Origin of the sequence: Dinoroseobacter sp. S375 (assembly GCF_049800775.1) — a bacterium.
In the GTDB taxonomy this organism is placed as follows: domain Bacteria; phylum Pseudomonadota; class Alphaproteobacteria; order Rhodobacterales; family Rhodobacteraceae; genus Dinoroseobacter.
On the sequence record NZ_JBNAFR010000001.1, the window covers coordinates 536,300 to 560,464 of the forward strand.

Sequence of the window (24,165 nt, forward strand, 5' to 3'; positions counted from 1 at the left end):
AAAGTGCCTATGTCACATGACACAGAATATGGGGCGGATTACTGCGTCGCCAGCCAGTCCATCACCCGGCCTGCATCCGCATCGGGCGGAAAGACCGGGTAAGACACCTCTGCAATCACGCCATCGCGCAGGATCAGCGTCATGCGCTTGTGATGCGGCCCGGCGGAGGTCTCGAACAGCGGCAGCTCCAGCGCATGGGCCAGCGCAAGATCCCCATCGGACAACAGCGCAAAGGGCAGATGCAGCCGCTCGGCTGCGGCGACCTGATCATCGGGGCTCTGGGTCGAGATGCCGTAGACATGATCCGCCCCCGCCGCCTGCAGCTCGGCGAACCGGTCGCGATAGGCGCAGCTTTGCGGCGTGCATCCGCGGGCACCGGGGATCTCGTTCCAACCCTCGGGCAGTGCCACGCCCGGCGTTCCGGTCATCGGATAGAAATAGAGCACGCTCACCCCGCGCAACCCATCCAGCGCCACGTCCGTCCCATCCGTCGCCCGGAGGCGCAGGGCCGGCATCGCGCGCCCGGTCAAATGGGATGCCGCGCCATCATCCTCGGGCGTGGGCAGTTCCGACCAGTCAATCTCGAACCCGTGTTCCGCCATGACCGCGCCCCTCAGAGGGCGGCGTAGCGCGCAACGACCTTGGCCACGGCGGCCTCTGGCGTGAGCTCCTCGCTCTCGCCGGTCTTGCGGCTGGTCAGTTCGACGACACCGTTCTTGAGCCCCCGCGGCCCCACGGTGATCCGCCAAGGCAGGCCGATCAGGTCCATGGTGGCGAACTTGCCGCCCGCACGTTCCTTGCGGTCATCATAGAGCGGCTCGAGCCCGGCGGCGGTCAGCGCCCCATAGAGCGCATCGCAGGCCGCATCCGCCGCCTCGTCGCCTTGCTTGAGGTTCACGATCCCGCAATGGAACGGGGTCACACCCTCGGGCCAGATGATGCCCTTGTCGTCATGGCTGGCCTCGATGATCGCCCCCAAGAGGCGGCTGACCCCGATCCCGTGGCTGCCCATATGGACCGGCACCTGGTTCTGCTCCGCATCAATCACGGTCGCGCCCATGGCCTCGGAATACTTGGTGCCGAAGTAGAAGATCTGACCGACCTCGATGCCGCGCGCAGACCGGCGGCGCGCTTCGGGGACCTCCGCGAAGACCGCTTCGTCATGGGTCTCGTCCGTACGGGCATAGCGGGAGGTGAACTCCTCCAGCACCGACTGGCACTGGGCGACATCGTCATAATCGATCTCGCGATCTCCGAATTTCAGATCCGTGATATCGCTGTCATAGAAGACCTCGCTCTCGCCGGTCTCGGCCAGCACGAGGAATTCATGGGTATAGTCGCCGCCGATCGGGCCGCCATCGGCGCGCATGGGGATCGCCTGCAGGCCCATCCGCTCATAGCTGCGCAGGTAGCTGACCAGATGCCGGTTATAGGCGTGCAGCGCGTCGTCCTTGGTCAGGTCGAAATTGTAGCCGTCCTTCATCAGGAATTCGCGCCCGCGCATCACGCCGAAGCGCGGCCGCACCTCGTCGCGGAACTTCCACTGAATGTGGTAGAGCGTCAGGGGCAGATCCTTGTAGCTCGCAACATTCGAGCGGAAGATATCCGTGATCAGTTCCTCATTGGTGGGGCCATAGAGCATATCCCGGCCATGACGGTCGGTGATCCGCAGCATCTCCTGCCCGTAATCATCGTAGCGCCCGCTCTCGCGCCACAGATCCGCGGATTGCAGGGTCGGCATGAGCATGGGGATATGGCCCGCGCGCTGCTGCTCTTCATGGACGATCTGTTCGATCCGGCGCAGCACCTTGAAGCCCAGCGGCAGCCAGGAATAGATCCCCGCGCTGGCCTGCTTGATCATGCCTGCGCGCAGCATCAGCCGGTGGCTGACAATCTGCGCTTCGGCAGGGGTTTCCTTCAGAACGGGCAGGAAGTAGCGGGACAGGCGCATGGAGCGAGCCTCTGGCAATAGGGAACGGTTCCGCTCGGTCTAGGCCATCCCCGGAACCGCTTCAAGGCGCTGCGGGCCTTGGGGGGCCCGGGTCCGGCGACGGGTCCCCCCCTGTCTTTGCGAGCCGCCCCCGGGGCCGACCGGGTGCCATGGCCCTCGCGGACCCCGCGAGGGCGTGTCACGCAAAAAGGCCGGGGGTGCGCCCCGGAGCACGTGCCGGACCCGTGAGACGCTCCGAACGACGCGCGTCGGCCCGCGCAGCACGCGGGCCATGGTCCGCCCCGTCCGCCTGACCGCCCGCGCCAAATCGGTCCCACGCGCGCTTTGCCGGTCCTGCCTTGCAATCTGCACCGCCCTGCCCTTGCCAGCCGGGTGGGATTTGGCCATGAAGCTAGGAACAGCTATTCTGCACAGGCTCCCCTTCGGAGGCATCCCATGGCTCTGCCAGCTCGCCAACAATTGATCTATTGGAGCATCGCCGCGGCGGTCTTCCTTGCCCTGCTCTGGCTGCTGGGCAATGTCATCCTGCCCTTCGTCGTGGGCGGCGCGATTGCCTATTTCCTCGACCCGGTGGCCGACCGGCTCGAAGAGATAGGCCTGAGCCGCACGATCTCGACGGCGATCATCGCCCTGGTCGCCGTGGTCGTCTTTGTGATCGCGGCCCTTCTGGTGATCCCGACCCTGATTTCCCAGACCATAGCGCTTGGCGATGCCATCCCCGAGATCCTGTCCCAGCTCCAGACCTTCCTGTCCGACCGCTTCCCGTCGATGAACGACCCGGACTCCACCGTCCGCCAGTCGCTCGCAACCCTGGGTGAGATCATCAAGTCCCGCTCCGGCGAACTGGTGGAGAAGGTCTTCGCCTCTGCCCTCGGGGTGATCAATGCGGTGATCTTCATCGTGGTCTGCCCGGTCGTGGCGTTCTACCTGCTGCTCGACTGGGACCATATGGTCGCGCGGATTGACGGGTTGCTGCCCCGCGATCACCAGGCGACCATCCGCGAGCTGGCCAGCCAGGTCGATGCGGTGATGGCCGGCTTCGTGCGCGGACAGCTGACGGTCTGCCTGATCCTGGGGACGTTCTATTCCGTGGCGCTCATGCTGGTGGGCCTGCAATTCGGCCTCGTGGTCGGGGCGGTCGCGGGGCTGCTGACCTTCATCCCCTATGTGGGCTCGCTGGTCGGAGGCGCGCTGTCCATCGGGCTGGCGATCTTCCAGTTCTGGGGCGATCCGGGCTGGATCGTGGCCGTTGGGCTGATCTTCATCATGGGGCAGATGATCGAAGGCAATTACCTCACGCCCAAGCTGGTGGGCGGCTCTGTCGGGCTGCACCCGGTCTGGCTGCTCTTTGCGCTCTCGGCCTTCGGAACCGCCTTTGGCTTTGTCGGGATGCTGGTCGCCGTGCCGGTCTCGGCCATGATCGGTGTGCTCGTGCGCTTTGCCATCGGGCAGTACCAGGGGGGCCTGCTCTATCGCGGGATCGTGGGGAGCCCGACCAAGGATGACGAGTCCGCATGAGCGCGCCGCAGCAGCTCACCTTTCCCCTGCCGCAAATGCCGGCACTGGGGCGCGCGGATTTCATCGAAGCGCCCTGCAATGCCGACGCGCTGGCGCGGATTGACGCCTGGCCCGCATGGCCCGTTCCGCGACTTGTGATCAGCGGGCCCGAAGCCTCGGGCAAGTCGCACCTGGCTCAGATCTGGGCCGCCCGCAGCCGCGGCGCCATCATCGCAGGACGCGACCTGACGCTGGCCGGGCTCGTGGACCTGCCGCCCCATGTGGTGGTCGAGGATGCCGACAAGATGTTCGGCGCGGGCGAGGCGCAGGAGACGTTGTTTCACCTGCATAACCGCATCGCGTCCGAGGGGGGCGGATTGCTGGTCACCGGCGAGACACCGCCCGCCCGCTGGTCCATCGCCCTGCCCGATCTGGCGAGCCGCCTGCAGGCCATGCCCCTGGCCCAGCTCGCTCCGCCCGATGACCTGCTTCTGGGGCGGGTACTTGCGAAGCTCTTCGAGGACCGGCAGATCCTGCCCCCGCCGCCGCTCATCCCGTTCCTGCTGCGGCGGATGGAGCGGTCCTTCAGTGCCGCCCGAGCGCTGGTGGCCGAGCTCGACCACCGCGCCCTGAGCGAGGGCCGCGCCATCAACACGACACTCGCGACCGAAATCCTCGGCTCTCTCGACCCGGCAGAAGGTTAGGGTCATCCTCCCGTTACACGCCAAGGCGACACCGTTCCCATGACATACGCGAATTTCCTGACCGACCCCTTCCCGCCCGCGATTTCCCTGCCCGAGGAGGAGCGCACCGGTCCGGGCCGCTTCTTCAACCGCGAACTGAGCTGGCTGGCCTTTAACTTCCGCGTGCTCGAAGAGGCCGCGAACCCGCGTGTCCCACTTCTGGAACGGGTGCGCTTCCTGTCGATCTCGGCGACCAATCTCGACGAGTTCTATTCGGTGCGCGTGGCGGGCCTGCGCGAGCTCGCCCGCGAGGGCAACACGACACCCGCCGCCGATGGCCGCTCGCCCGAAGAGCAGCTGGTGCTGATCAACGCCGATGCGCGCCGCCTGATGGAGCGGCAGCAGGGCACGCTCGAAGGTTTGCTGGCGGAGCTGGCCGAGGAAAAGATCGCCGTGCTCAATCGCGGGCAACTCACCAAGGAGGACCTCGCCCGGATCGATGCGGTCTTCATGTCCAATGTCTTTCCGGTGCTCTCGCCCCTCGCCATCGACCCCGCGCATCCCTTTCCCTTCATCCCCAATGAGGGCTTCTCGCTGGCCCTGCAGCTGGAGCGCACCCGCGACAAGCGCGAGCTCAAGGCGCTCTTGCCGATCCCGACCCAGATCGACCGCTTTGTCGCCCTGCCGGAGGTGGACGGCACCCAGCGCTTCCTGCCGCTCGAGGACCTGCTCTTGCAGAAGATCCCCGACCTGTTCCCGGGCTACCGGATCAAGGGGCATTGCGCCTTCCGCGTCCTGCGCGACAGCGATCTGGAGGTCGAGGACGAGGCCGAAGACCTCGTCCGCGAGTTCGAGGTCGCCCTGAAGCGGCGTCGCCGCGGCGAGGTTGTGCGGCTGAAACTGTCGGCCAGCGCGCCCAAAGCCCTGCGCGCCGTGATCGTCGAGGAATTGCGTGTCAGCGATGCCGAGATCATCGAGATTGACGGGCTGATCGGCCTGTCGGACCTCAAGGAGCTGGTGCTGGACAGCCGCCGCGACCTGCAATGGCCGTCCTTCACGCCGCGCGTGCCCGAACGGGTGCAGGATTTCGACGGCGACATGTTCGCCGCAATCCAGCAGAAGGACATGCTGCTGCACCACCCCTACGAGACCTTCGACATGGTGATCCGCTTTCTGGCCCAAGCGGCACGGGATCCCAATGTGGTCGCGATCAAGCAGACCCTCTACCGGACCTCGAACGAGAGCCCGATCGTCGACGCGCTTTGCGAGGCGGCGGAGAACGGCAAATCCGTCACCGCCCTCGTGGAGCTGAAAGCCCGCTTTGACGAGGCCGCCAATATCCGCCAGTCGCGCAAGCTCGAACGCTCGGGCGCCCATGTGGTCTATGGGTTCATCAACTACAAGACCCACGCCAAGATCAGCAGCGTCGTGCGCCGCGAAGGCGACAAGCTGGTCACCTACACCCATTACGGCACCGGGAATTACCACCCGATCACCGCGCGGATCTATACCGATCTCAGCCTCTTTACCTGCGATGCAGCACTGGGGCGCGATGCCACGAAGGTGTTCAATTACATCGGCGGCTACGCAGAGCCCGCGACGCTGGAAAACCTCTCGATCTCGCCGATCACCATGAAGTCGACGCTGATCGAGATGATCGACGCCGAGGCCAAGCATGCCGAAGCCGGACGCCCCGCCGAGATCTGGGCCAAGATGAATTCGGTGATCGAACCGGATGTGATCGATGCGCTCTATGATGCCTCCAATCGCGGGGTGAAGATCAACCTCGTTGTTCGCGGGATCTGTGGCGTGCGCCCGGGCATCAAGGGGCTGTCCGAGAACATCCGGGTGAAATCCGTGGTCGGCCGCTTTCTGGAACATTCGCGGATCGTCTGTTTCGGCAATGGCCACGGATTGCCCGCCAAGAAGAGCCGGGTCTTCATGTCCTCGGCGGATTGGATGGGGCGCAACCTGAACCGCCGGGTCGAAACCCTGGTCGAGATCAAGAACGCGACGGTGAAAGCCCAGATCGTCAGCCAGATCATGGCCGCGAATCTCGCCGACACCGCCCAGAGCTGGGTGCTCTGCCCCGACGGATCCTTCCAGCGCGAGACCGAACGGGCCGATGGTCCGATGTTCAATTGCCACCGTTTTTTCATGGAAAATCCCTCGCTTTCCGGCCGCGGATCGGCGGGCGCATCCGACGTGCCCGAATTGACCCACTCCCGGGACTAAACGCCGGATATTTGTGCGAAAAAGGAATTGACGGTGCTGGGTCTGTTTGCCTAGGGTCAGCAAGCGACCGTGGGGGTAGCGAACGGGGCACCGGTGCAAGACGAAGATTGGGGTCCGTTCGGCCGTCCGCTTTTTCAAGATCCAACCGCGCAGGCCTTGGGCCGCGTAGGGGTGATTGATGTTGGATCCAACTCGGTCAGGATGGTGGTATTTGATGGGGCGGCGCGCTCGCCGGCCTATTTTTACAATGAAAAGGTGATGGCGGGCCTCGGGGCCGGCCTGAGCCAGACCGGGCGGCTCAACCCAGAGGGCCGCATCCGGGCCATGGATGCGATGAAGCGCTTTGTGCTGCTTGCCAAATCCATGAACGTGACCCCGCTGGTGGCTGTCGCAACAGCTGCAATGCGGGAGGCGGAGGACGGTCCTGCGTTTCGGGAGGAGTTGACGCAGGAGACCGGCCTCCGCCTCTGGGTTATCGACGGCACCGAAGAGGCACGGCTCAGCGCCCAGGGCGTCCTTTTGGGCTGGCCCGGCGCGACCGGGCTCATGTGCGATATCGGGGGCTCGTCGCTGGAACTGGCAGAGGTCGCCGAGGGGCGGGTCGGACGGCGCGAGACCTCGGCACTGGGGCCGCTGAAGCTGCGCGATGTGCGCGGCGGCAAGAAGGGCCTCAAGGCGCATATCAAATCCGAACTGTCCACCCTGCGCGGCAAGATCGACGGCAGCTATGACCGGTTGTTCCTCGTGGGCGGCTCGTGGCGGGCGATTGCGCGGCTCGACATGGTGCGGCGGAACTACCCGCTCGCCGTGCTCCATGAGTACCGGATGAGCCCGCGCTCGGTCTCGGATACGCTGACATGGATGAAGTCCCACAGCCTGCAGGAGCTGCGCGCCATGTCCGGCATCGGTGAGGCCCGGATCACCCTCTTGCCCGAGGCGAGCCAGGTGCTCAGCCCGCTGATCCGAACCTTCCGCCCCCGGGAGATCGCGATTTCCGCCTATGGGATCCGCGAAGGCCTGCTCTACGAGCAGATGCCCCAGAAGCTGCGCAACCGCGACCCGCTGATCGAGGCCTGCCGCTATGCTGAGGCGCAGTCGGCGCGCATCCCGGGCTTCGGCCGGTCGCTCTACGAGTTTCTGAAACCGCTCTTTTCCAGCGAACGCGAGAAGACGCGACGCCTGGCCAAGGCGGCCTGCCTGCTCCACGATATCAGCTGGCGGGCCCATCCCGATTACCGGGCCGAGGTCTGTTTCGACACGGCAACCCGTGCCAATCTGGCCGGGCTCGACCATGCGGAGCGGATCTTCCTCGGGCTGGCCCTGCTGCACCGCTACAAGAACAGCCGCGCGGGCACCCGGTTCGAGGCCTTCTACGAGCTTCTGCCCGAGCGCGATCAGAAGAAGGCCGAGGTTCTGGGCAAGGCCATGCGGTTCGGCGCGATGCTGGCGGCGCAGGACGCGACCAAGATGGGACGGCTGAAGCTTTACCCGAAAAAGAAGATCCTCGAGCTGCGGATGCCGGTCGAGACCCGCGACCTCTTTGGCGAGGTGGCCGAGGCGCGGTTCAAGTCCCTTGCGGCCTCGCTGGATGCGGAACCGCGCGTTCTGATCTGATCAAAGCTCGACCGGCGCATCCATCTCGGTCGTGCCCTCGGGGCGCGGTGCGGGGGGCAGCGTTTCGGGATCGGGCTTGCGCCGGATGAGGATATCACCATTGGGCAGGATCTCGGGCGCCTCATAGCGGCTCAGCCCTTCGAACTGCTCCCCCAGATCCTTCAGCAGCGGCGACAGCTCGCTTTCCAAGTTCTCGAAAAACTCCCGTGCGCCATCGGCAAAGAGATCGAAGCTCTCGTCCAGCTCGGGAAGCGGCGGGGTCTCTTGCGCTGGTGCGGTCATTGGCGCAGCGCAGAGCGCCAGAAGGAGGGCCGTGGTCCGGATCATCTCGCGTCTCCTCATGTGATGCGGCCAGTATAGAGCGCCCACGCCGTTCAGGACAGGTCCAGCTCGCAGACCACCGGAAAGTGATCCGACGCGGTCAGAAGCGCGGATTGCAGATCGGCATCGCCAAAGCAGTCGAGGTCATCGAAAGGATGCAGGATCCGCCAGAGGCCCGCCCGCGCCCGCAGATCCGCCGAGACCATGATGTAGTCGAGCAGCGCCGCCAGATAGCGGTTGGTGTCCTTGCGAAAGAACCGCGCGGTGCTGGGCATGGTCCCCAGCCGACGCTCCAGCGCTTCGGCGGCATGGGGGTCATAAAGCGGCGCCTCGGCGCCCTCCCCCAACACGATCTCGACCCCCGAGCGCCCGAAGAGCCTCTCATAGACGTCGAGCCCGGGCCCGTCATTGAAATCGCCCAGCACCATCAGCGGCGTGCCCTCGGCCAGATGCGCACTCACCCGGCGGCGCAGCCAGATGCATTGGGCAAGCTGTTTGCGCCGGTTGGCAATGGCGATCCGGGTGGCATCCTCGGGCGAGCGCGCGCCATGGGGGGCCTTGGACTTGGCATGCACCCCGATCATCCGGAAAGGCACCCCGTCGCGCGGCGTGATGCACAGCTCGAGCGGCGGCTTGGACCAGCGCACGGGATCCGGCACCGCATCCACATCGAGATCGAGCGCAAAGTCCGTGTCGAACCGGGGCGCGCCCAGATCCGAGGGCGCATGCACCGCCGAGAGCCGGTCAGGATCATAGAGCAGCGCGATCTCCTGCTGGGTGTCGCTGGCAAACCCGTTGAGCGCGCGCGAGGTGCGCAGGTCGTACCGGGCGGCGAACCCCTCCAGCGCCGCGCGGGTCGACCGCTGGGATCCTTGGTCCGGGGCTTCGATCACCATGATCGCATCCGCATCCATCGCGCGGAACACCGCGCCCAGCGCCTCGGCCTGCATGGCGCGGGTCACATCCCGGCGGCGTGACCAACCCTCGTCAGCCTGCAGCCGGTTGTCCTCGTCGAACAGTGCTGTGAACCACTCCACATTGTAGGTGGCGATCCGCATGGCCGGGCTCAGGCCGACTTGGCATGGTGGATTTCTTCCCATGCCCGGTTGATCGCGATCAGCCGCCGCTCCGCGAGCTTGATCGCCTCTTCAGGTACGCCGCGCGCCATCATTCGGTCCGGATGGGTCTCGCGCACAAGCCCGCGCCAGGCCTTCCGCGCCTCTTCGAGCGAGACCGACGGATCGACCCCCAGAACGTCATAGGGATCGGGCTCGGCATCGGGCACGTGCTGTGCGCGCAGACGCCGGAAACACATGTCGCTCAACCCGAAGATATCACCCACGGATTCCAGAAACGCGTTCTCGGCCGGGTGATAGGTGCCATCGGCCATGGCAATGTGAAAGAGCCCCTCCATCAGGTCCGTGAGGGTGTCCTCGTCATCGGAAAACATCTCGGCAATGCGCTCGGCATAGATCTCGTATCCGGTGACGTCCTGCCGCGCGAGGTTGAACACCTTGGCCGCATGGGGCTCATCCGCCGGCGCGATCGTGAACACCTCGCGAAAGGCCGTCACCTCGTCGCGGGTCACCAGCCCATCGGCCTTGGCCATCTTCGCGCTCAGCGCGATCACCGCAATGGTGAAGGCCACCGTGCGCTCCGGCGGGGAGCGCAGGGTTTCAAAGACCTTGGACAGGCTCTCGCCCGACCGGAAGGCGGCAACAGCATCGGCAATACGGGACCAGATCGACATGGCGCAAATCCTAGAGGTTCCACGACACCCTGTCAGCCCAAGGGATGCCGCATGTGCAAGAAGACGCGCCCGGGCGCGCGGCGCCGGTCAGAGGCGCTTGTAGAGCAGGACCAGATCCATCCAGCGGTCGAACTTGAAGCCGACTTCCGGCAGCGTGGCAAGCTCTGTGAAGCCCATATGGCGGTGAAACCGCACGCCATCCGGGTTCTCGCCGCTCACCCCGGCCCAAAGCGTGTGGACCCCGCGCCCGCGCGCGTGCGCCTCCAGCGCGTCCATCAGACCGCGCCCCAGGCCGAGCCCCCGCACCCGGGCGTCCAGCATGATCGAATGCTCCATGGTATGAGCATAGCCGATCCCGCTCCGGAACGGGCCATAGGTGGCAAAGCCCATGACCTCGTCGCCGGAGAGCGCCACGAAGAAGGGCAGGTTCTCCTCCGCCTTTTCCAGCAGAAGCGTCGCGACATCCGAGGGGGTCTTCTCGATTGCGTTAAAGGTCACCGCCGTCTCGCGGATCAGCGCCGACCACAGCTCCGCAATCGCCGCCGCATCCGCCGCCTGTGCCGCGCGGATCATAGGGTGACCTCGCCCTTGGGCGTGCGCAACGTCGCGCTGAGGGCGGCGGGCCCTTCGGTGATCTCGACCAGATCCGTCTGCAGACCGGTCAGGGCCTCGCGCAACGCGTCGGCGCGCGGGTGGGCGACGCGCAACCCGGTCAGGCGCACGCCGCAATCGGCGAGTTTTTCGGTCGGATGACCGCCTTTTTCCCAAGTGATGATTGGCGGGCCGACCCCGTCAAAGGGCAATGCGCCGGTGTCGAGCACGGTGAAGCTCCAGCGCAGATCGCCCCGGCTGAGGGCCACGGGCGGCCCGGCATAAGCCGGGCGTGCCATGCCCGGCGGGGCGGCCACGATCCAGGACTGCAGGCGGGGTGGCCCCTCGAACCGGTCCAGCCCGAACCAGCGGGCGCGCCCCGGCGGGGCTGCGTCCGGGTCGATGGCGATCACCTCGAGATAGAGATCCGGGCCCAGGGACAAGAGCCGGTTATGGGTGCCCATGGCCGGGTGCTGCCCGCCCGGGGCAAGGGCCACGCCAAGCCGCTCTTCGAGCCAGGCGACCCCGTCCTCGAGCCGCGTGGCGGCAATGGCGATATGATCGAAACGCAGGACCGGGTCAGGTCCGCTCATTCTCGCATTTGAAATTGTCACGGTTGATGTCGTTGTCTTTCTGGCCCCAGAGCGGCACGCGCGACTGGAATGCCGCCCGGGCGATCACATGCGCACCGATGGGCGCAGTGAACAGCAGGAAGAGGATGATCGCAATCTCCTTTGCCATCCCCTCGGCATCCACGGTGAGCGCAGCGGCAGCGGCGATCATGCCGACCCCCAGCGTGCCCGCCTTGGTCGAGGCATGCATCCGGATATAGACGTCCTGCATCCGCACCACGCCCAGCGCGGCGATGAAGGTGAAGAACCCACCGCAGAGCAGCAGTGAGCCCGCGATCCAGTCAATGGCCGTCATCCGTTATCCTCCTTGCCCGGAGCAGCATCCGGTTGCCCGTTCTTGTAATTGCGTCCCGACCGCAGCACGAAGCGCGCCAGCGCCACCGTGCCTAGAAACGCCACCAGCGCCAGCACGAGCGCCGCGTCGAGATAGGCCTCGACCTCGCTCGACAGCGCAAAGAGCGTCAGCATCGCCACCAGCAGGATCGAGATCAGGTCCAGCGCCACGACCCGGTCCGGCAGGGTCGGCCCCCGCAGAAGGCGGATCGTCGACAGAACCAGCGCCGCCGTCACCATCACGAAGGTCAGCAGCACCGCGACCCCGAGCGGGCCGGTCTGACGGGTTTCCAGCAAGAGGCTGCCCAGAAGATCAAGCATGACGCGTCCCCCGTGTCGCCCGCAGGACGCGGCGTTCGATCCCGTGTTTCATGGCGGCGATCTCCCCCTCCGGGTCCTCGGCGCCGAACATTGAATGCACCAGCAACTCGCTGCGATCCGCGCTCAGGTCGATGGACAGGGTGCCCGGGGTCAGCGAGATGATATTGGCCGTTAGCATCAGTTCTACATCCGTCTTGGCATCCAGCGGCATGACGATCAGCCGGGGCCGCGCCTTCATCTCTGGCGTGATCACATCCCAGGCCACCCGCAGGCTGGAGACGATCAGCTCCTTGACGAAAAAGACAAAGAGGTTGAGCGAATAATACAGTCTCAGCACGAATTTCATTCTGCCACCTCCGCCAGTTGCAGGGCTGCACGCTCGGCCCGGGCGGTCTCGGCGACCTCAGGGCCCAGAACGACTTCCACATAGGCCAGCGGATCCAGCAGCGTGATCGCCGCCTCCTCGGCCACCGCATAGAGCGGCCCGGCCCCCAGCCCGATGATCACGGTCATGACCGCGAGCACCGCGATCGGCCCGATCATCGTCCGTGGCATGGCTTGTGCCAGGTTGTGGTCAGGATCCGGGTGGTCCTTCCAGAAGGCCGCGAGCCAGATCTTGGTCATCGAGAAGAGCGTGATCAGACCCACCGCCAGCGCGGCCAGCGCCACCCACCAGTCGCGCGCCTCCAGCGTGGCCTGCACGATGATGAACTTCGCCCAGAACCCCGAGAGCGGCGGGATGCCCGCAAGGCTCAGCGCCGGGATCAGGAAGAGCACGGCGAGGAAGGGCGACGCCTTCAGCAGACCACCGATCTTGTCGAGCTCCTCGGAACCCGCCTTCAGCTTGATTAGCCCGGCCACGAAGAACAGGTTCGCCTTCACGATGATGTGGTGGAAGAGGTAGAAGATCGCCCCGATGATCGCCAGCGGCGTGAAGAGGGCAAGACCCAGAACCATGTAGCCAATCTGACTGATGATGTGAAAGGACAGGATCCGTCGCACATCGTTCTGCGCCGCCGCCCCGAGGACGCCGATCACCATGGTCAGCACCGCGCCGATCAGCAGGATCGGCTGCACGAAGCCGCCACCGCCATCATAGACCACCGTGAACACCCGCAAGAGCGCATAGACCCCGACCTTGGTCAGCAGCGCCGCGAAAAGCGCCGATGTCGCAAAGGCAGGCGTGTGGTACGAGGCTGGCAGCCAGGCAAAGACCGGGAACATCGCCGCCTTCGCGCCAAAGGCAAAGAGCAGGAGCGCCGCCGAGGCCAGCACCGCCGTCTCGGATTGACGATCCGCAAGCACCAGATGCAGATCCGCCATGTTCAGCGTCCCCGCCGCGCCATAGAGGATCCCGACGCCGGTCAGAAAGGCGAGCGTGGCAACAAGGTTGAGCCCGACATATTTCACCGCCGCGTCGATCTGATCCCGGCGACCGCCGATCACCAGCAGGCCGAAGGACGCGATCAGCATCACCTCGAACCAGACATAGAGGTTGAAGATATCGCCGGTCAGGAACGCGCCGCACACCCCCAGCAGCAGGGCATGGCTGAGCGGGTGGAACCCCACCCGACGCTCGTCATCGGTCACGTCGAACTGGCTGTAGACGATCACGGCCACACCGACGATCCCGGCAATGACCACCATGGCCGCCGAGAGGATGTCCGCAAAGAGGGTGATGCCGAACGGGGCCTCCCATCCTCCCATCTGGGCCGAGATCGGGCCGCCGCTCAGCACGGCCTGCAACAGGACCAGCCCCGAGCCGAGCAGCGCCACCGCCCCCAGCAGAGAGGCCGCATTCGCGCCGCTGCGATGGCGCAACAGCAGGGTCAGGATCGCCGTGATCATCGGGATCGCAATGGGCCAGACGAGGATCATTCTGCCGCCTCCAGACGGATATTGGACGAGGCCGGTTGCGGCTTCGGCGGCTCCAGCGGCTCACAGGCCCGCATGGCATCCATCTCGACCGTCCCGAGGCTCTGCCAGGCGCGGAAGGCTAGCGCCAGGGCGAAGGCCAGCAGGCCGAAGCCGATGACGATGGCCGTCAGGATCAGCGCCTGCGGCAGCGCATTGGCCGCCCCTGCCACAGCCTCGGTCGATCCTTCGGGGACGAAAGGCGGCGTGGCATAGGTCATGCGCCCGGCGGCAAAGATCCCCAGATTGGCGGCGTTCGACAACAGAACCAGCCCAAAGAGAAAGCGGATCAGCTGCCCGCTCATCATCAGATACGCGCCCCCGGCGACCAGAAAGCCGACCAGCGCTGCAATCACGATTTCCATCAGCGCGCCTCCTCGTCCTGCTCGGCGAAAACTGCATCCTCAAGCGAGAAGAGCACGGCGCAGACCGCGCCGAGCACGGTCACGAAGACGCCCGTGTCAAACAACAGGATCGACCCGACCGGCCAGCCCTGCGTTCCTTCGCCGGGGACGTAGCCGTAGAACGGCCAGACCCCCTGCAGGAAGGCACCGCCCACGGCTGCCCCCCAGAGCCCGCCCGCCACGGACATGGCCAGCCCGAGCCCCGCGAGCGAGAGCGCGTCGATGCGCAGAAGCTTGCGCGCCCTGTCGACCCCCTCGGCCAGCGCATAGAGCGCCACGGCAATCACCGCCATCAGGCCTCCGATAAAGCCGCCGCCCGGAGCATTGTGCCCGCGCCACAGGATGAGCAGAGAGATCAGCAAGAAGAGCGGGACAAGCACCCGGGTTGCTGTCTGAAGGATCGTGGAGTTCATTTGTCTACTTTCTTCCGGGCCCGCAGGCCCGCCGTCAGGGCCGCAGCGGCCGAGATCGCCGCCACAAGAACCACCGCCACCTCGCCCAGCGTGTCGAGCGCGCGGAAGTCCACAAGGATCACGTTCACAACGTTCCGGCCCAGCGCCTCGGGGTAGCTGGCCGCGTTGAAGAACTCGTTGATGCGCGGGTCAAAGGGCTGCATCAGCACCGAGGCCACCACAAAGGCCACGCCGAGCCCCAGTGCAGAGGCGATCATCGCATCGCCCGCGCGGAAGTTCCGCTCCTGCGGCATGGTGGGCAGTTTGACCAGCGCCACCGCAAGGATGATCACCACCAGCATCTCCACCAGGATCTGGGTGATCGCCACATCGATGGCCGAGTAGAACACGAAGAGGATGGCGACCCCGGCCCCGGTGATCCCGAGCGCGGTCAGGCCATAGAGCCGCGAGCCCGTGGTCAGCACCACCGCTGCCGACACCGCGATCAGCGCGCAGATCACCAGCGGCACCAGAGACAACCCTTCAACCGGCGGGTTGAACGCATCGCGCGAGGCCAGATGCGCCCCCCACATCAGCAGGGCCAGCACCGCGAAGGCCGTGCGCAGATAGACCGTCATCTTGCCCCCCTGCACCGTGCGCGCCGACCAGGCCGCAAAGCGCTTGAAGCTTTTCAGCACCAGCTCGTAAGACTCGTTCGCATCCAGCCCGCCAGTGAAATTGGTGCTCCGCAGGGAGGCGCGCACCTTTGCGCGGCCATAGTAAAGCGTGAACCCCAGCACGAAGGTCAGAAGCGACAACATCAGCGGCAGGTTCACCCCATGCCAGAGGGCGAGATAGACAGGGTCCTCCCCCGGCAGGATCGATTGCACCACCGGCGTGATGATCGGCCCGGCGATCAGCGCGGGCATGAGCCCGAAGACCAGTCCCAACACCGCCAGCAGGGCCGGACCGCTCCACAACCATGGGGAGGGATCCGCGGGCGTTTTCGGCGTTGCGAGCCGGGCGCCAAAGAAGGGCGCGATCGCCACCAGCGCCGCCGCCGCCACCATATTGGCATTGGCCAGCAGGGCCGCCGTGGCCACGAACAGAGGCTCGGTCTGCACACCAAGTGCCGCCTCATACATCAGCTCTTTGCCGATAAACCCGACAAAGGGCGCGAGCCCGGCCATGGACATGGCCGCGAGCAGCGCAATCACGAATGTGACCGGCATCGCCCCGCGCAATCCGCCGAGCTGCGTTGTCTCGCGCGTGCCCGTGCCCTTGTCGATCAGGCCAATGGTCAGGAACAATGCCGCCTTGTAGAGCGCGTGCACGACCAGAAAGACCGCGACGGTCATCACCGCGTAGCGCGTCCCACCGCCCAGCATCATGGTCAGCGCGCCGAGCGCCATCACCGTGGTATAGGCCAGCATCAGCTTCAGATCGGTCTGCTTCAGCGCCAGAACCGAGGTCCAGACCATGGTGATCGCGCCCACGAGAGTCAGCGTCCAGAACCAGACCTCCGTCCCGCCAAGGGCCGGGGTCAGGCGTGCCAGTAGGTAGATCCCCGCCTTTACCATCGTCGCCGAGTGCAGATAGGCGCTCACCGGGGTGGGCGCGGCCATCGCCCCGGGCAGCCAGAAATGAAAGGGGAACTGCGCGGATTTCGTGAAGGCCCCGATGAAGATCAGGATCAGGATCGGCACATAGAGGACCGACGCCTTGATCAGATCGCCTGCCGCGTTCATCTCAGAAATCCGGAACGTGCCCGCCTCGGCCCCGAGCAGGATCAGCCCCGCCAGCAGCGCGAGCCCCCCGAGTCCCGTCACCAGAAGCGCCTGGAGCGCGTTGTCCCGCGCCTTGGTCTTCTCGTGGTCGAAGCCGACCAGCAGGAAAGAGGTGATCGTCGTGCCTTCCCAGAAGACAAACAGGGTCACGGCATCATCGGCCAGCACCAGCCCGAGCATCGAGATCGCGAACAGCGTCAGCAATGTCAGCAACATCGTGAGCTTGGGATGGCCTTTGAAATAGACCGCGGCATAGAGGAAGATGAGCGCCCCGATCCCGGTCACCATCAGCGCAAAGAGCAGCGAGAGACCATCGATCAGGAAGGCGACCTCGATCCCGAGACCCGGGATCCACGGACGCGACCAGGTGACGACCTCTCCGGCAGCCACCTGTGGAATGAATTGGGCAAACCAAAGCGCAATCAGCGCAAGGATTGCGGCGGGAAGGAGAGTCAGGAGCCGGGGCATGGGCACACGTTCTATATTGGGGGCGCGCAAGAGCGCCTCGTCTTCGTTCACCTAGCGGTGCAGGCATCTGGGGCAATTTTTAAAAATAAAGAGGGTCGCGCCACGGCCCCGGATGTAGCGCGACCCTCAGCCGTCCAATGGACGGCACAGGCCTAGAAGTCGATCAGATCCACTCCTGGTCGTGGCCCGTATTTGCGGCCCCTACTCCTGCCCGACATGAGGAAACATGAAGGACGTGGGCAAGATCGGCGCCTCCCGTGGCATACTGCCTTCGATGAGTTTGATATGATGTCGTCGTTGATTTTAAAAACCCAATGGGTTAATAAATTTTGATAGTTTATTCCTATCAACCTCCGAAGGTGCCCCTTGGCCAGTCCGACCCTCAAGCAATTGCAGTTTCTGGTCGCCATCGACGAGACCGCGCATTTCCGACGTGCGGCGGAACGGGTCGGGGTGACCCAACCCTCCCTGAGCGCGCAGATCCAGAACCTCGAACTCGCGCTTGGGGTCGCTCTGGTGGAACGCGGTCGCGGCGGCGTGCGCCTGACCCAGGTCGGGCGCGAGATCGTGACCCGGGCGCGGGGAATTCTCGATGATGTTCAGAGCCTTGTGGATTTTGCCGGTGCGGCCCGGGACGGCGTTGTCGGCACGATCCGGCTCGGGGCGAAGGCCACGCTGGGGCCCTATCTGCTGCCCCATGTGGTGGGCGCGCTCCATGCCGGGCACCCGGATCTGCGGATCTATATTCGCGAGGATGCGCCCCGGGTGCTGGAACAGGATCTGGCCCGGGGCGAGCATGACGTGATCCTCACTCAGCTGCCGGTGATCGGGGCGGACTACACCACCGCGCGGCTTTTTCGCGAGCCGCTGATGCTGGCCATGCCCGCGGATCACCGCCTGATCGCGCGCGAAACCCTCCGCCCCGAGGATCTGGCCGGGGAACAGGTGCTCAGCCTCAGCCCGGCCTATCACCTCCATGATCAAATCACGGCGATCTGCCAGCAGACCGGCGCGCTGCTGGCGCGGGATTACGAGGGCACCTCGCTGGACGCCTTGCGTCAGATGGTCGGGATGGGGATGGGGCTCACCTTTCTCCCCGCGCTCTATGTCAGCTCCGAGATCGAGGGACGTGGCGCCGAAGTCGTGGTCCGGCGCATGACCGGCGTGCGCATGATGCGCTCGGTCGGAATGGTCTGGCGGCGGCGCGCAGGACGCGACGCGGCCTATCTGCAAATCGCGCAGGTGATCCGCGATGTGGTCCGCAAGAGCTGGCCGGAGCTGACAGTGGAAAGCTAGGCGCGCGCCGGGCAACCGGGCGCGTCATCCCGAGGCGGCATGCCGCCTCGGCCATGGTTTTCCATTATGCAGCGACCGCTCCGCAGACCCTCAGGCCGCTTCGGAGCGCGCCTCGCGGATCAGCCGCAGGATATCCTGCGCGGCCTCGGGGATGTTCGTCCCCGGCCCGAAGATCGCCTTGACGCCCCGGTCATAGAGGAACTGGTAATCCTGCTGCGGGATGACCCCACCACAGATCACCAGAATATCGCCGGCCCCCTGCGCCTTGAGCGCCTCGACCAGTTTCGGCGCAAGGGTCTTGTGCCCCGCCGCCTGGCTCGAGATGCCGATGACATGCACGTCATTGTCGATGGCGTCCTGCGCGGCCTCTTCAGGGGTCTGGAACAGCGGGCCCACATCCACGTCAAAGCCGATATCAGCAAAGGCGGTCGCGATGACCTTGGCGCCCCGGTCGTGACCGTCCTGCCCCATCTTGACCACCAGCATCCGCGGGCGGCGCCCTTCCTCGGTCGCGAAATCCTCGACGGATTTCTGGATGGCGGCGAAGCCGTCATCGCCCTCATAGGCGGCCCCATAGACCCCGGCGAGGGTCTTCACCTCGGCGCGGTGACGCCCGAACACCTTTTCCATGGCCATGCTGATCTCTCCTACGCTTGCCCGCGCACGGGCCGCTTCCACGGCCGCCTCGAGCAGATTGCCCCCTTCGGAGGCCCGCCGTTCCAATTCCGCGAGCGCCGCGTCGCAGGCCGCCTGATCGCGGCTGTCGCGGATCCCGGCCAGCCGGGCCACCTGACCCTCGCGGACCTTCTGGTTGTCGATCTCGAGGATATCGATCGGGTCTTCCTTGTCCTTGCGGTACTTGTTGACCCCGACGATCACCTCGTCGCCCTTGTCGATCATCGCCTGACGCCGGGCCGCGGATTCCTCGATCCGCAGCTTCGGCATGCCGGAGCCGACGGCCTTGGTCATGCCGCCCATCTCCTCGACCTCTTCGATGAGTGCCCAGGCCTTCTCGGCCAGCTCATTGGTCAGGCTTTCGACATAGTAAGAGCCCGCCAGCGGATCGACCACATTGGTCACGCCGGTCTCTTCCTGCAGGATCAGCTGGGTGTTCCGCGCGATCCGGGCCGAGAACTCGGTCGGCAGGGCAATCGCCTCGTCCAGCGCGTTGGTGTGCAGGGACTGGGTCCCGCCAAGCACCGCCGACATCGCCTCATAGGCGGTACGGATCACGTTGTTATAGGGGTCTTGCTCCTGCAACGAGACACCGGAGGTCTGGCAATGGGTCCGCAGCATCATCGAGCGCGGGTTCTTCGGCTCGAACTCGGACATGATGCGATGCCAAAGCATCCGCGCCGCGCGCAGCTTGGCCGCCTCCATGAAGAAGTTCATCCCGATGGCAAAGAAGAACGACAGTCGCCCGGCGAACTTGTCCACATCCATGCCGCGCTCGATCGCGGCGCGCACATATTCGCGCCCGTCCGCGAGGGTGAAGGCCAGCTCCTGCACGAGGTTCGCGCCCGCCTCCTGCATGTGGTAGCCCGAGATCGAGATCGAGTTGAATTTCGGCATCTCGTTAGAAGTATATTCGATGATGTCCGCGATGATCCGCATCGAGGGTTCGGGCGGGTACACATAGGTGTTGCGGACCATGAACTCCTTGAGGATGTCGTTCTGGATCGTGCCCGACAGGACCGAGCGATCATGGCCCTGTTCCTCGCCGGTGACGATGAAATTCGCGAGGATCGGGATCACCGCACCATTCATGGTCATCGAAACCGAGACCTTGTCGAGCGGGATGCCGTCGAACAGGATCTTCATGTCTTCGACACTGTCGATGGCCACGCCCGCCTTGCCCACATCACCCTCGACCCGGGGGTGGTCACTGTCATAGCCCCGGTGTGTCGCCAGATCGAACGCGACCGAGACGCCCTGCTGCCCGGCATCCAGCGCCTTGCGATAGAACGCGTTGGATTCCTCGGCCGTTGAAAACCCGGCATATTGCCGGATCGTCCAGGGACGGCCCGCATACATGGTCGCCTTCACACCGCGGGTGAACGGCGCCTGACCGGGGATCGTGTCCAGATGGTCGAGCCCTTCGGTATCCTCGGCCGTATAAAGCGGCTGGACCTGGATCCCCTCAAGCGTGTCCCAGGTCAGCGCCTCCAACGGCTTGCCGCGCAACTCCTTCGCGGCAATGTCAGCCCACGCGTCTTTGCCCTTCGTCATGTCGCACTCCTCTTTCTTCTTCTGTCGGGCCCACGATGTCCTCGGGGCTCTCAATATAGCTGATGGCCGGGCCCGGATTGCTCCGCAGCCAGGCGATGTCCTCGGCGTAGTCCGCGCGCATCTTCGTGCGCTGCGGTTCGGTGAATGGCATCCAGCGCCCGCTGTTCCACTCGGCCAGACGGGCGAGATGGCCCGCACAGGGCCCCGCCTCGACCGCAGCGCGCAGGGCGTGGATATCGGGCGCGGGGTTATGCACCCCCTCCACCGGCTCAAGCGGCAGGGCAAGATCCCGCCCGGTCATCCGGGCGATCACGTCATGGGGCGCGTCCACCATGCCCTCGAACGGCCAGACCTGGATCTCGGCCCGGGGAAAGACCACGCGCAGCTCGCGGATGATGTCGCGCCAGCGGCGCGGCTGGGCCACAAGCCCGGCCAACTGATCCCCATCCGGCACGCGCCCGCTGCGCTTGACCGTGAAGGAAATCATCGACGTCCAGAGCTGGTCATAGCTGCGAATGGCGAGTCCGATCCGCGTACAGTGTCGCGCAAAAGCCGGGCGCAGCCGCGCCACGCGCCGCGCCGCGTCGGGATAGAGCCGCTCGGTCGTCACACTGGCCGGGATCGAGCCCAGCATGTTCTCTTCGCTGACAATCAGGGTCCTGGTCCCCGCCGCATCCAGACGATGCAGATCGCGCGCAATGCGCTGGTTGGCGGTCCGAGCCTGGGCGACGACCTGCGGTGACACCCGGTCCGCCGCCTTGATCAGCCCGTCAAACAGACCGGCGCGGATCATCTGGGGCGCCCAGTATTCCACCTTGTGTGCCTTCAGCCGCTGATGATTGTGATGCAGCGTCTGTTGCAGGGTCGTGGTGCCGGTCCGGTGGGCTCCCACATGCAGAATTACGTCCAAAACACGCCTCATACTCGCAAGCCCGACGCCCAGGCGCGGGGGATATGACATTGCGAGAGACATTAAAAAACGACCCTTCCGGTCGAATTAACGTTACCGAGCGGCAAAAAGCGCGTCAGGGTCTTCGAAATCTGGTTCGGACGGCATATATCTTGGCCAACCGGAGGGACCATGAAACGACTGATACCCCTTGTATTTGCTGGACTAATCGCCTCAACCGGCGGTGTGGCTGCCAATGATGACGCGGCCGAGACACTGGCCCCGCTGCAAGCCGATGAAATCAATTTGAACGATTTTCTCTGGGTCGCACGGCCCATCGTGGTTTTCGCGGACACGCCCGCGGACCCGCGCTTCATCGAGCAGATGACCCTGCTGGCGGCGCGCCCCAAGGATCTCGCCGAGCGCGATGTGGTGGTGATTGTCGATACAGACCCCTCCGCGCGGTCCGAGCTGCGCCAGACCCTGCGCCCGCGCGGGTACATGATGGCGCTGGTCGGCAAGGATGGCGGAGTGAAGCTGCGCAAGCCCTCGCCCTGGAGCGTGCGCGAGATCACCCGCCAGATCGACAAGATGCCGCTCCGGCAGGATGAGATCCGGCTCAAGAAAGCCGCAGGCGGATAGGATCCCGCCCCCGCGCAGCCGCGAGACGCCCCTGAAACAGGGGCGCAGGCGGCGGTATGGCGGGGGCTGAGCCTCATTCGAATTCCATGATCACATCGTCAACGGCCAGGCTGTCGCCGGGGCCTGCGTTGATCTTGGTCACGGTCGTGGTTTTCTCGGCGCGCAGGATGTTCTCCATCTTCATCGCCTCGACCGTGCAGAGGGCCTGACCCTCCTGCACCGTGTCGCCCACGGCCACATCGATCTTCACCACAAGACCCGGCATCGGGCAGAGCAGCATCTTGGAGGTGTCGGGCGGGAGCTTCTCGGGCATCAGGTCGGCCAGCTCGGCCTGGCGCGGCGTGCGCACCGTGACCTTGATGTCCGCGCCCCGGAACCGCATGCGGAAGCCGCTGGTGATCTTGTCGATCTTGACCACCATGGGCGCACCGTCGATCTCGAGCTCGGCGATGCTGTCGCCCGGGGTCCAGTCGCTGGCGACCCGGTGGCTGGTGCCATCGGCGAAGGTGACGGTCGAGCCCTCGGCATCCGCCGCAATCGAGACCGCCTGCTGGCTGCCCTGGGCCGATACGACCCACTCCGTGCCCACCAGACGCTCATGGTTGTCCATGGTCCCCGAGATACGGGTGCGCCGGATTTCGGCGACCCGGTACATGGCCGCCGCCGCCGCGGAGATCCGCGTCAGATCCGCGTCGGAGAGGGTCACACCCTCGAACCCTTCGGGATACTGCTCTTCGATGAAGGCGGTGGTCATGTCGCCCTTGATGAAGATCTCGTGGTCCATGACCGCTGCGACGAAGGGCAGGTTGTGGCCGATCCCCTCGACCTCGAACCCGTCGAGCGCGTTGCGCATCGCCTCGATCGCAGCCGGACGATCCGGGCCCCAAGTGCAGAGCTTGGCGATCATCGGGTCGTAATACATCGAGATCTCGCCGCCCTCATAGACGCCGGTATCGTTGCGCACAGCCGTGGCCCCGCTGGCCGCATCGCCATGCCACTTGCCATTGGTCTCAAGCGGTCCGGCGGCCACCTCGACCGGCGGACGATAGCGGGTCAGACGCCCGATGGAGGGCAGGAAGCCGCGATAGGGATCCTCGGCATAAAGCCGGTTCTCGATGGCCCAGCCGGTCAGGGTCACATCATCCTGGGTCATGGCGAGCTTTTCGCCGTAAGCCACGCGGATCATCTGCTCCACAAGGTCGACACCAGTGATCAGCTCGGTCACCGGGTGTTCCACCTGCAGACGGGTGTTCATCTCAAGGAAGTAGAAGTTCCGCTCCCCGTCGACGATGAACTCCACGGTCCCGGCACTGGCATAGCCCACGGCCTTGGCGAGCGCACAGGACTGCTCACCCATGGCCTTGCGGGTCGCTTCGTCGAGGAAGGGGCTCGGCGCCTCTTCGACCACCTTCTGGTTCCGGCGCTGGATCGAGCATTCGCGCTCGCCCAGATAGATGCAGTTGCCATGGCTGTCAGCCAGCACCTGGATCTCGATATGGCGCGGCTGGGTGACGAATTTCTCGATGAAGATCCGGTCATCGCCGAACGAATTCGCGGCCTCGTTCTTGGAGCTCTGGAAGCCCTCGCGCGCCTCGTCATCGGACCATGCAATCCGCATGCCCTTGCCGCCGCCCCCGGCGGAGGCCTTGATCATCACCGGGTAGCCGATTTCGTTCGAGATCTTTACTGCTTCGTCCGCATCCTCGATCAGGCCCATATATCCGGGCACCGTGGACACGTTGGCCTCCTGCGCGATCTTCTTCGAGGTGATCTTGTCGCCCATGGACTCGATGGCCCCTGCGGGCGGCCCGATAAAGGCGACGCCTTCCTTGGCCAGCGCCTCGGCAAAGAGCTTGTTCTCGGACAGGAAGCCATAGCCCGGATGCACGGCCTCGGCCCCGGTCTGACGGATGGCGTCGAGCACCTTGTCGATCACGATGTAAGACTGGTTGGCCGGCGGAGGGCCGATATGCACCGCCTCATCGGCCATTTTCACATGCAAAGCATTGCGGTCCGCATCGGAATAGATCGCAACCGTCTGGATGCCCATCTTGCGCGCGGTCTTGATGACCCGGCAGGCGATCTCCCCGCGGTTGGCAATCAGGATCTTCTTGAACATGGCCTCTTCCTTCTTCTTATCGTCACGCCGCACGGTGGCGGAGGGCCGGCACCGCTGCGGGCCGGGCAAAGCAAAGGCCACCGCTGCGGGCTGCAAC

General features: G+C 65.2%; 23 protein-coding genes. 6 read left to right on the top strand and 17 right to left on the bottom strand.

The features are described 5' to 3' along the window. Positions 1-38: 38 nt before the first annotated feature. Complete coding sequence (locus ACP150_RS02520; RefSeq protein ID WP_424964965.1) at positions 39-602, bottom strand: peroxiredoxin; 564 nt, start codon at positions 600-602, stop codon at positions 39-41. Positions 603-613: 11 nt separating this feature from the next. Beyond that, on the bottom strand, positions 614-1,951 hold the full coding sequence (proS, locus tag ACP150_RS02525) for a proline--tRNA ligase (protein ID WP_424964966.1): 1,338 nt from the start codon (positions 1,949-1,951) through the stop codon (positions 614-616). A 435-nt stretch (positions 1,952-2,386) separates the two neighbouring features. On the opposite strand from proS, the gene ACP150_RS02530 reads away from it, so the two are divergent. The 4 genes from ACP150_RS02530 (at position 2,387) to ACP150_RS02545 (ending at position 7,980) form a co-directional block, all read left to right on the top strand. Beyond that, on the top strand, positions 2,387-3,469 hold the full coding sequence (locus ACP150_RS02530; RefSeq protein ID WP_424964967.1) for an AI-2E family transporter: 1,083 nt from the start codon (positions 2,387-2,389) through the stop codon (positions 3,467-3,469). Then, positions 3,466-4,152 (top strand): chromosomal replication initiator DnaA, encoded by a 687-nt coding sequence (locus ACP150_RS02535; RefSeq protein WP_424964968.1) that lies wholly within the window; start codon positions 3,466-3,468, stop codon positions 4,150-4,152. Before ACP150_RS02530 ends, ACP150_RS02535 begins: the two co-directional genes overlap by 4 nt. A 39-nt stretch (positions 4,153-4,191) precedes the next feature. Next, entirely contained in the window at positions 4,192-6,366 is a 2,175-nt protein-coding gene (locus tag ACP150_RS02540) for an RNA degradosome polyphosphate kinase (RefSeq protein ID WP_424964969.1), read from the top strand. Positions 6,367-6,459: 93 nt separating this feature from the next. Continuing rightward, positions 6,460-7,980 carry a Ppx/GppA family phosphatase gene (locus ACP150_RS02545; protein ID WP_424964970.1) on the top strand — a complete coding sequence of 507 codons (1,521 nt, stop codon included), beginning with the start codon at positions 6,460-6,462 and terminating at the stop codon, positions 7,978-7,980. Here the strand turns inward: ACP150_RS02545 and ACP150_RS02550 are convergent, their stop codons facing one another. The 12 genes from ACP150_RS02550 to mbhE all read right to left on the bottom strand — a co-directional run bounded on the left by ACP150_RS02550 (position 7,981) and on the right by mbhE (position 16,944). Beyond that, positions 7,981-8,307, bottom strand: a complete 327-nt coding sequence (locus ACP150_RS02550; RefSeq protein WP_424964971.1) for an AAA+ family ATPase — start codon at positions 8,305-8,307, stop codon at positions 7,981-7,983. A 47-nt stretch (positions 8,308-8,354) separates the two neighbouring features. Continuing rightward, the gene (locus ACP150_RS02555; protein WP_424964972.1) at positions 8,355-9,359 is read right to left on the bottom strand and encodes an endonuclease/exonuclease/phosphatase family protein; all 1,005 of its coding nucleotides are present in this window, start codon (positions 9,357-9,359) and stop codon (positions 8,355-8,357) included. Between the two features lie 8 nt (positions 9,360-9,367). Beyond that, positions 9,368-10,051, bottom strand: coding sequence for a TerB family tellurite resistance protein (locus ACP150_RS02560; protein ID WP_424964973.1), 684 nt, complete (start codon positions 10,049-10,051; stop codon positions 9,368-9,370). 87 nt (positions 10,052-10,138) lie between these two features. Next, positions 10,139-10,624: an N-acetyltransferase family protein gene (locus tag ACP150_RS02565; RefSeq protein WP_424964974.1), complete on the bottom strand. Its 486-nt coding sequence runs from the start codon at positions 10,622-10,624 to the stop codon at positions 10,139-10,141. Continuing rightward, entirely contained in the window at positions 10,621-11,235 is a 615-nt protein-coding gene (locus tag ACP150_RS02570; protein WP_424964975.1) for a VOC family protein, read from the bottom strand. Before ACP150_RS02570 ends, ACP150_RS02565 begins: the two co-directional genes overlap by 4 nt. Continuing rightward, positions 11,222-11,569, bottom strand: a complete 348-nt coding sequence (mnhG, locus tag ACP150_RS02575; RefSeq protein WP_424964976.1) for a monovalent cation/H(+) antiporter subunit G — start codon at positions 11,567-11,569, stop codon at positions 11,222-11,224. Before mnhG ends, ACP150_RS02570 begins: the two co-directional genes overlap by 14 nt. Then, positions 11,566-11,928 carry a monovalent cation/H+ antiporter complex subunit F gene (locus tag ACP150_RS02580; RefSeq protein ID WP_424964977.1) on the bottom strand — a complete coding sequence of 121 codons (363 nt, stop codon included), beginning with the start codon at positions 11,926-11,928 and terminating at the stop codon, positions 11,566-11,568. Before ACP150_RS02580 ends, mnhG begins: the two co-directional genes overlap by 4 nt. After that, entirely contained in the window at positions 11,921-12,274 is a 354-nt protein-coding gene (locus ACP150_RS02585; protein WP_424964978.1) for a Na+/H+ antiporter subunit E, read from the bottom strand. Before ACP150_RS02585 ends, ACP150_RS02580 begins: the two co-directional genes overlap by 8 nt. Then, the gene (locus ACP150_RS02590; RefSeq protein WP_424964979.1) at positions 12,271-13,806 is read right to left on the bottom strand and encodes a Na+/H+ antiporter subunit D; all 1,536 of its coding nucleotides are present in this window, start codon (positions 13,804-13,806) and stop codon (positions 12,271-12,273) included. The genes ACP150_RS02585 and ACP150_RS02590 overlap by 4 nt, the downstream gene beginning before the upstream one ends. Next, positions 13,803-14,207, bottom strand: coding sequence for a Na+/H+ antiporter subunit C (locus tag ACP150_RS02595; protein ID WP_424964980.1), 405 nt, complete (start codon positions 14,205-14,207; stop codon positions 13,803-13,805). Before ACP150_RS02595 ends, ACP150_RS02590 begins: the two co-directional genes overlap by 4 nt. Next, on the bottom strand, positions 14,207-14,659 hold the full coding sequence (locus ACP150_RS02600; RefSeq protein WP_424964981.1) for an MnhB domain-containing protein: 453 nt from the start codon (positions 14,657-14,659) through the stop codon (positions 14,207-14,209). The genes ACP150_RS02595 and ACP150_RS02600 overlap by 1 nt, the downstream gene beginning before the upstream one ends. Continuing rightward, complete coding sequence (mbhE, locus tag ACP150_RS02605; protein WP_424964982.1) at positions 14,656-16,944, bottom strand: hydrogen gas-evolving membrane-bound hydrogenase subunit E; 2,289 nt, start codon at positions 16,942-16,944, stop codon at positions 14,656-14,658. Before mbhE ends, ACP150_RS02600 begins: the two co-directional genes overlap by 4 nt. A 315-nt stretch (positions 16,945-17,259) precedes the next feature. Here mbhE and ACP150_RS02610 point away from each other — a divergent pair, with 315 nt between their 5' ends. Continuing rightward, the gene (locus tag ACP150_RS02610; RefSeq protein ID WP_424964983.1) at positions 17,260-18,189 is read left to right on the top strand and encodes a hydrogen peroxide-inducible genes activator; all 930 of its coding nucleotides are present in this window, start codon (positions 17,260-17,262) and stop codon (positions 18,187-18,189) included. 90 nt (positions 18,190-18,279) lie between these two features. Here ACP150_RS02610 and scpA read toward each other — a convergent pair whose 3' ends face one another. Together scpA and ACP150_RS02620 are read right to left on the bottom strand one after the other, a co-directional pair. Next, entirely contained in the window at positions 18,280-20,418 is a 2,139-nt protein-coding gene (gene scpA, locus ACP150_RS02615; RefSeq protein WP_424964984.1) for a methylmalonyl-CoA mutase, read from the bottom strand. Further along, positions 20,390-21,328: a hypothetical protein gene (locus tag ACP150_RS02620; protein ID WP_424964985.1), complete on the bottom strand. Its 939-nt coding sequence runs from the start codon at positions 21,326-21,328 to the stop codon at positions 20,390-20,392. Before ACP150_RS02620 ends, scpA begins: the two co-directional genes overlap by 29 nt. Before the next feature lie 171 nt (positions 21,329-21,499). Here ACP150_RS02620 and ACP150_RS02625 point away from each other — a divergent pair, with 171 nt between their 5' ends. Continuing rightward, a complete protein-coding gene (locus tag ACP150_RS02625) occupies positions 21,500-21,949 on the top strand; it encodes a DUF4174 domain-containing protein (RefSeq protein WP_424964986.1) in 450 nt (149 codons plus the stop codon). Positions 21,950-22,022: 73 nt separating this feature from the next. Here ACP150_RS02625 and ACP150_RS02630 read toward each other — a convergent pair whose 3' ends face one another. Further along, positions 22,023-24,068: an acetyl-CoA carboxylase biotin carboxylase subunit gene (locus ACP150_RS02630; RefSeq protein ID WP_424965419.1), complete on the bottom strand. Its 2,046-nt coding sequence runs from the start codon at positions 24,066-24,068 to the stop codon at positions 22,023-22,025. Positions 24,069-24,165 lie beyond the last annotated feature (97 nt).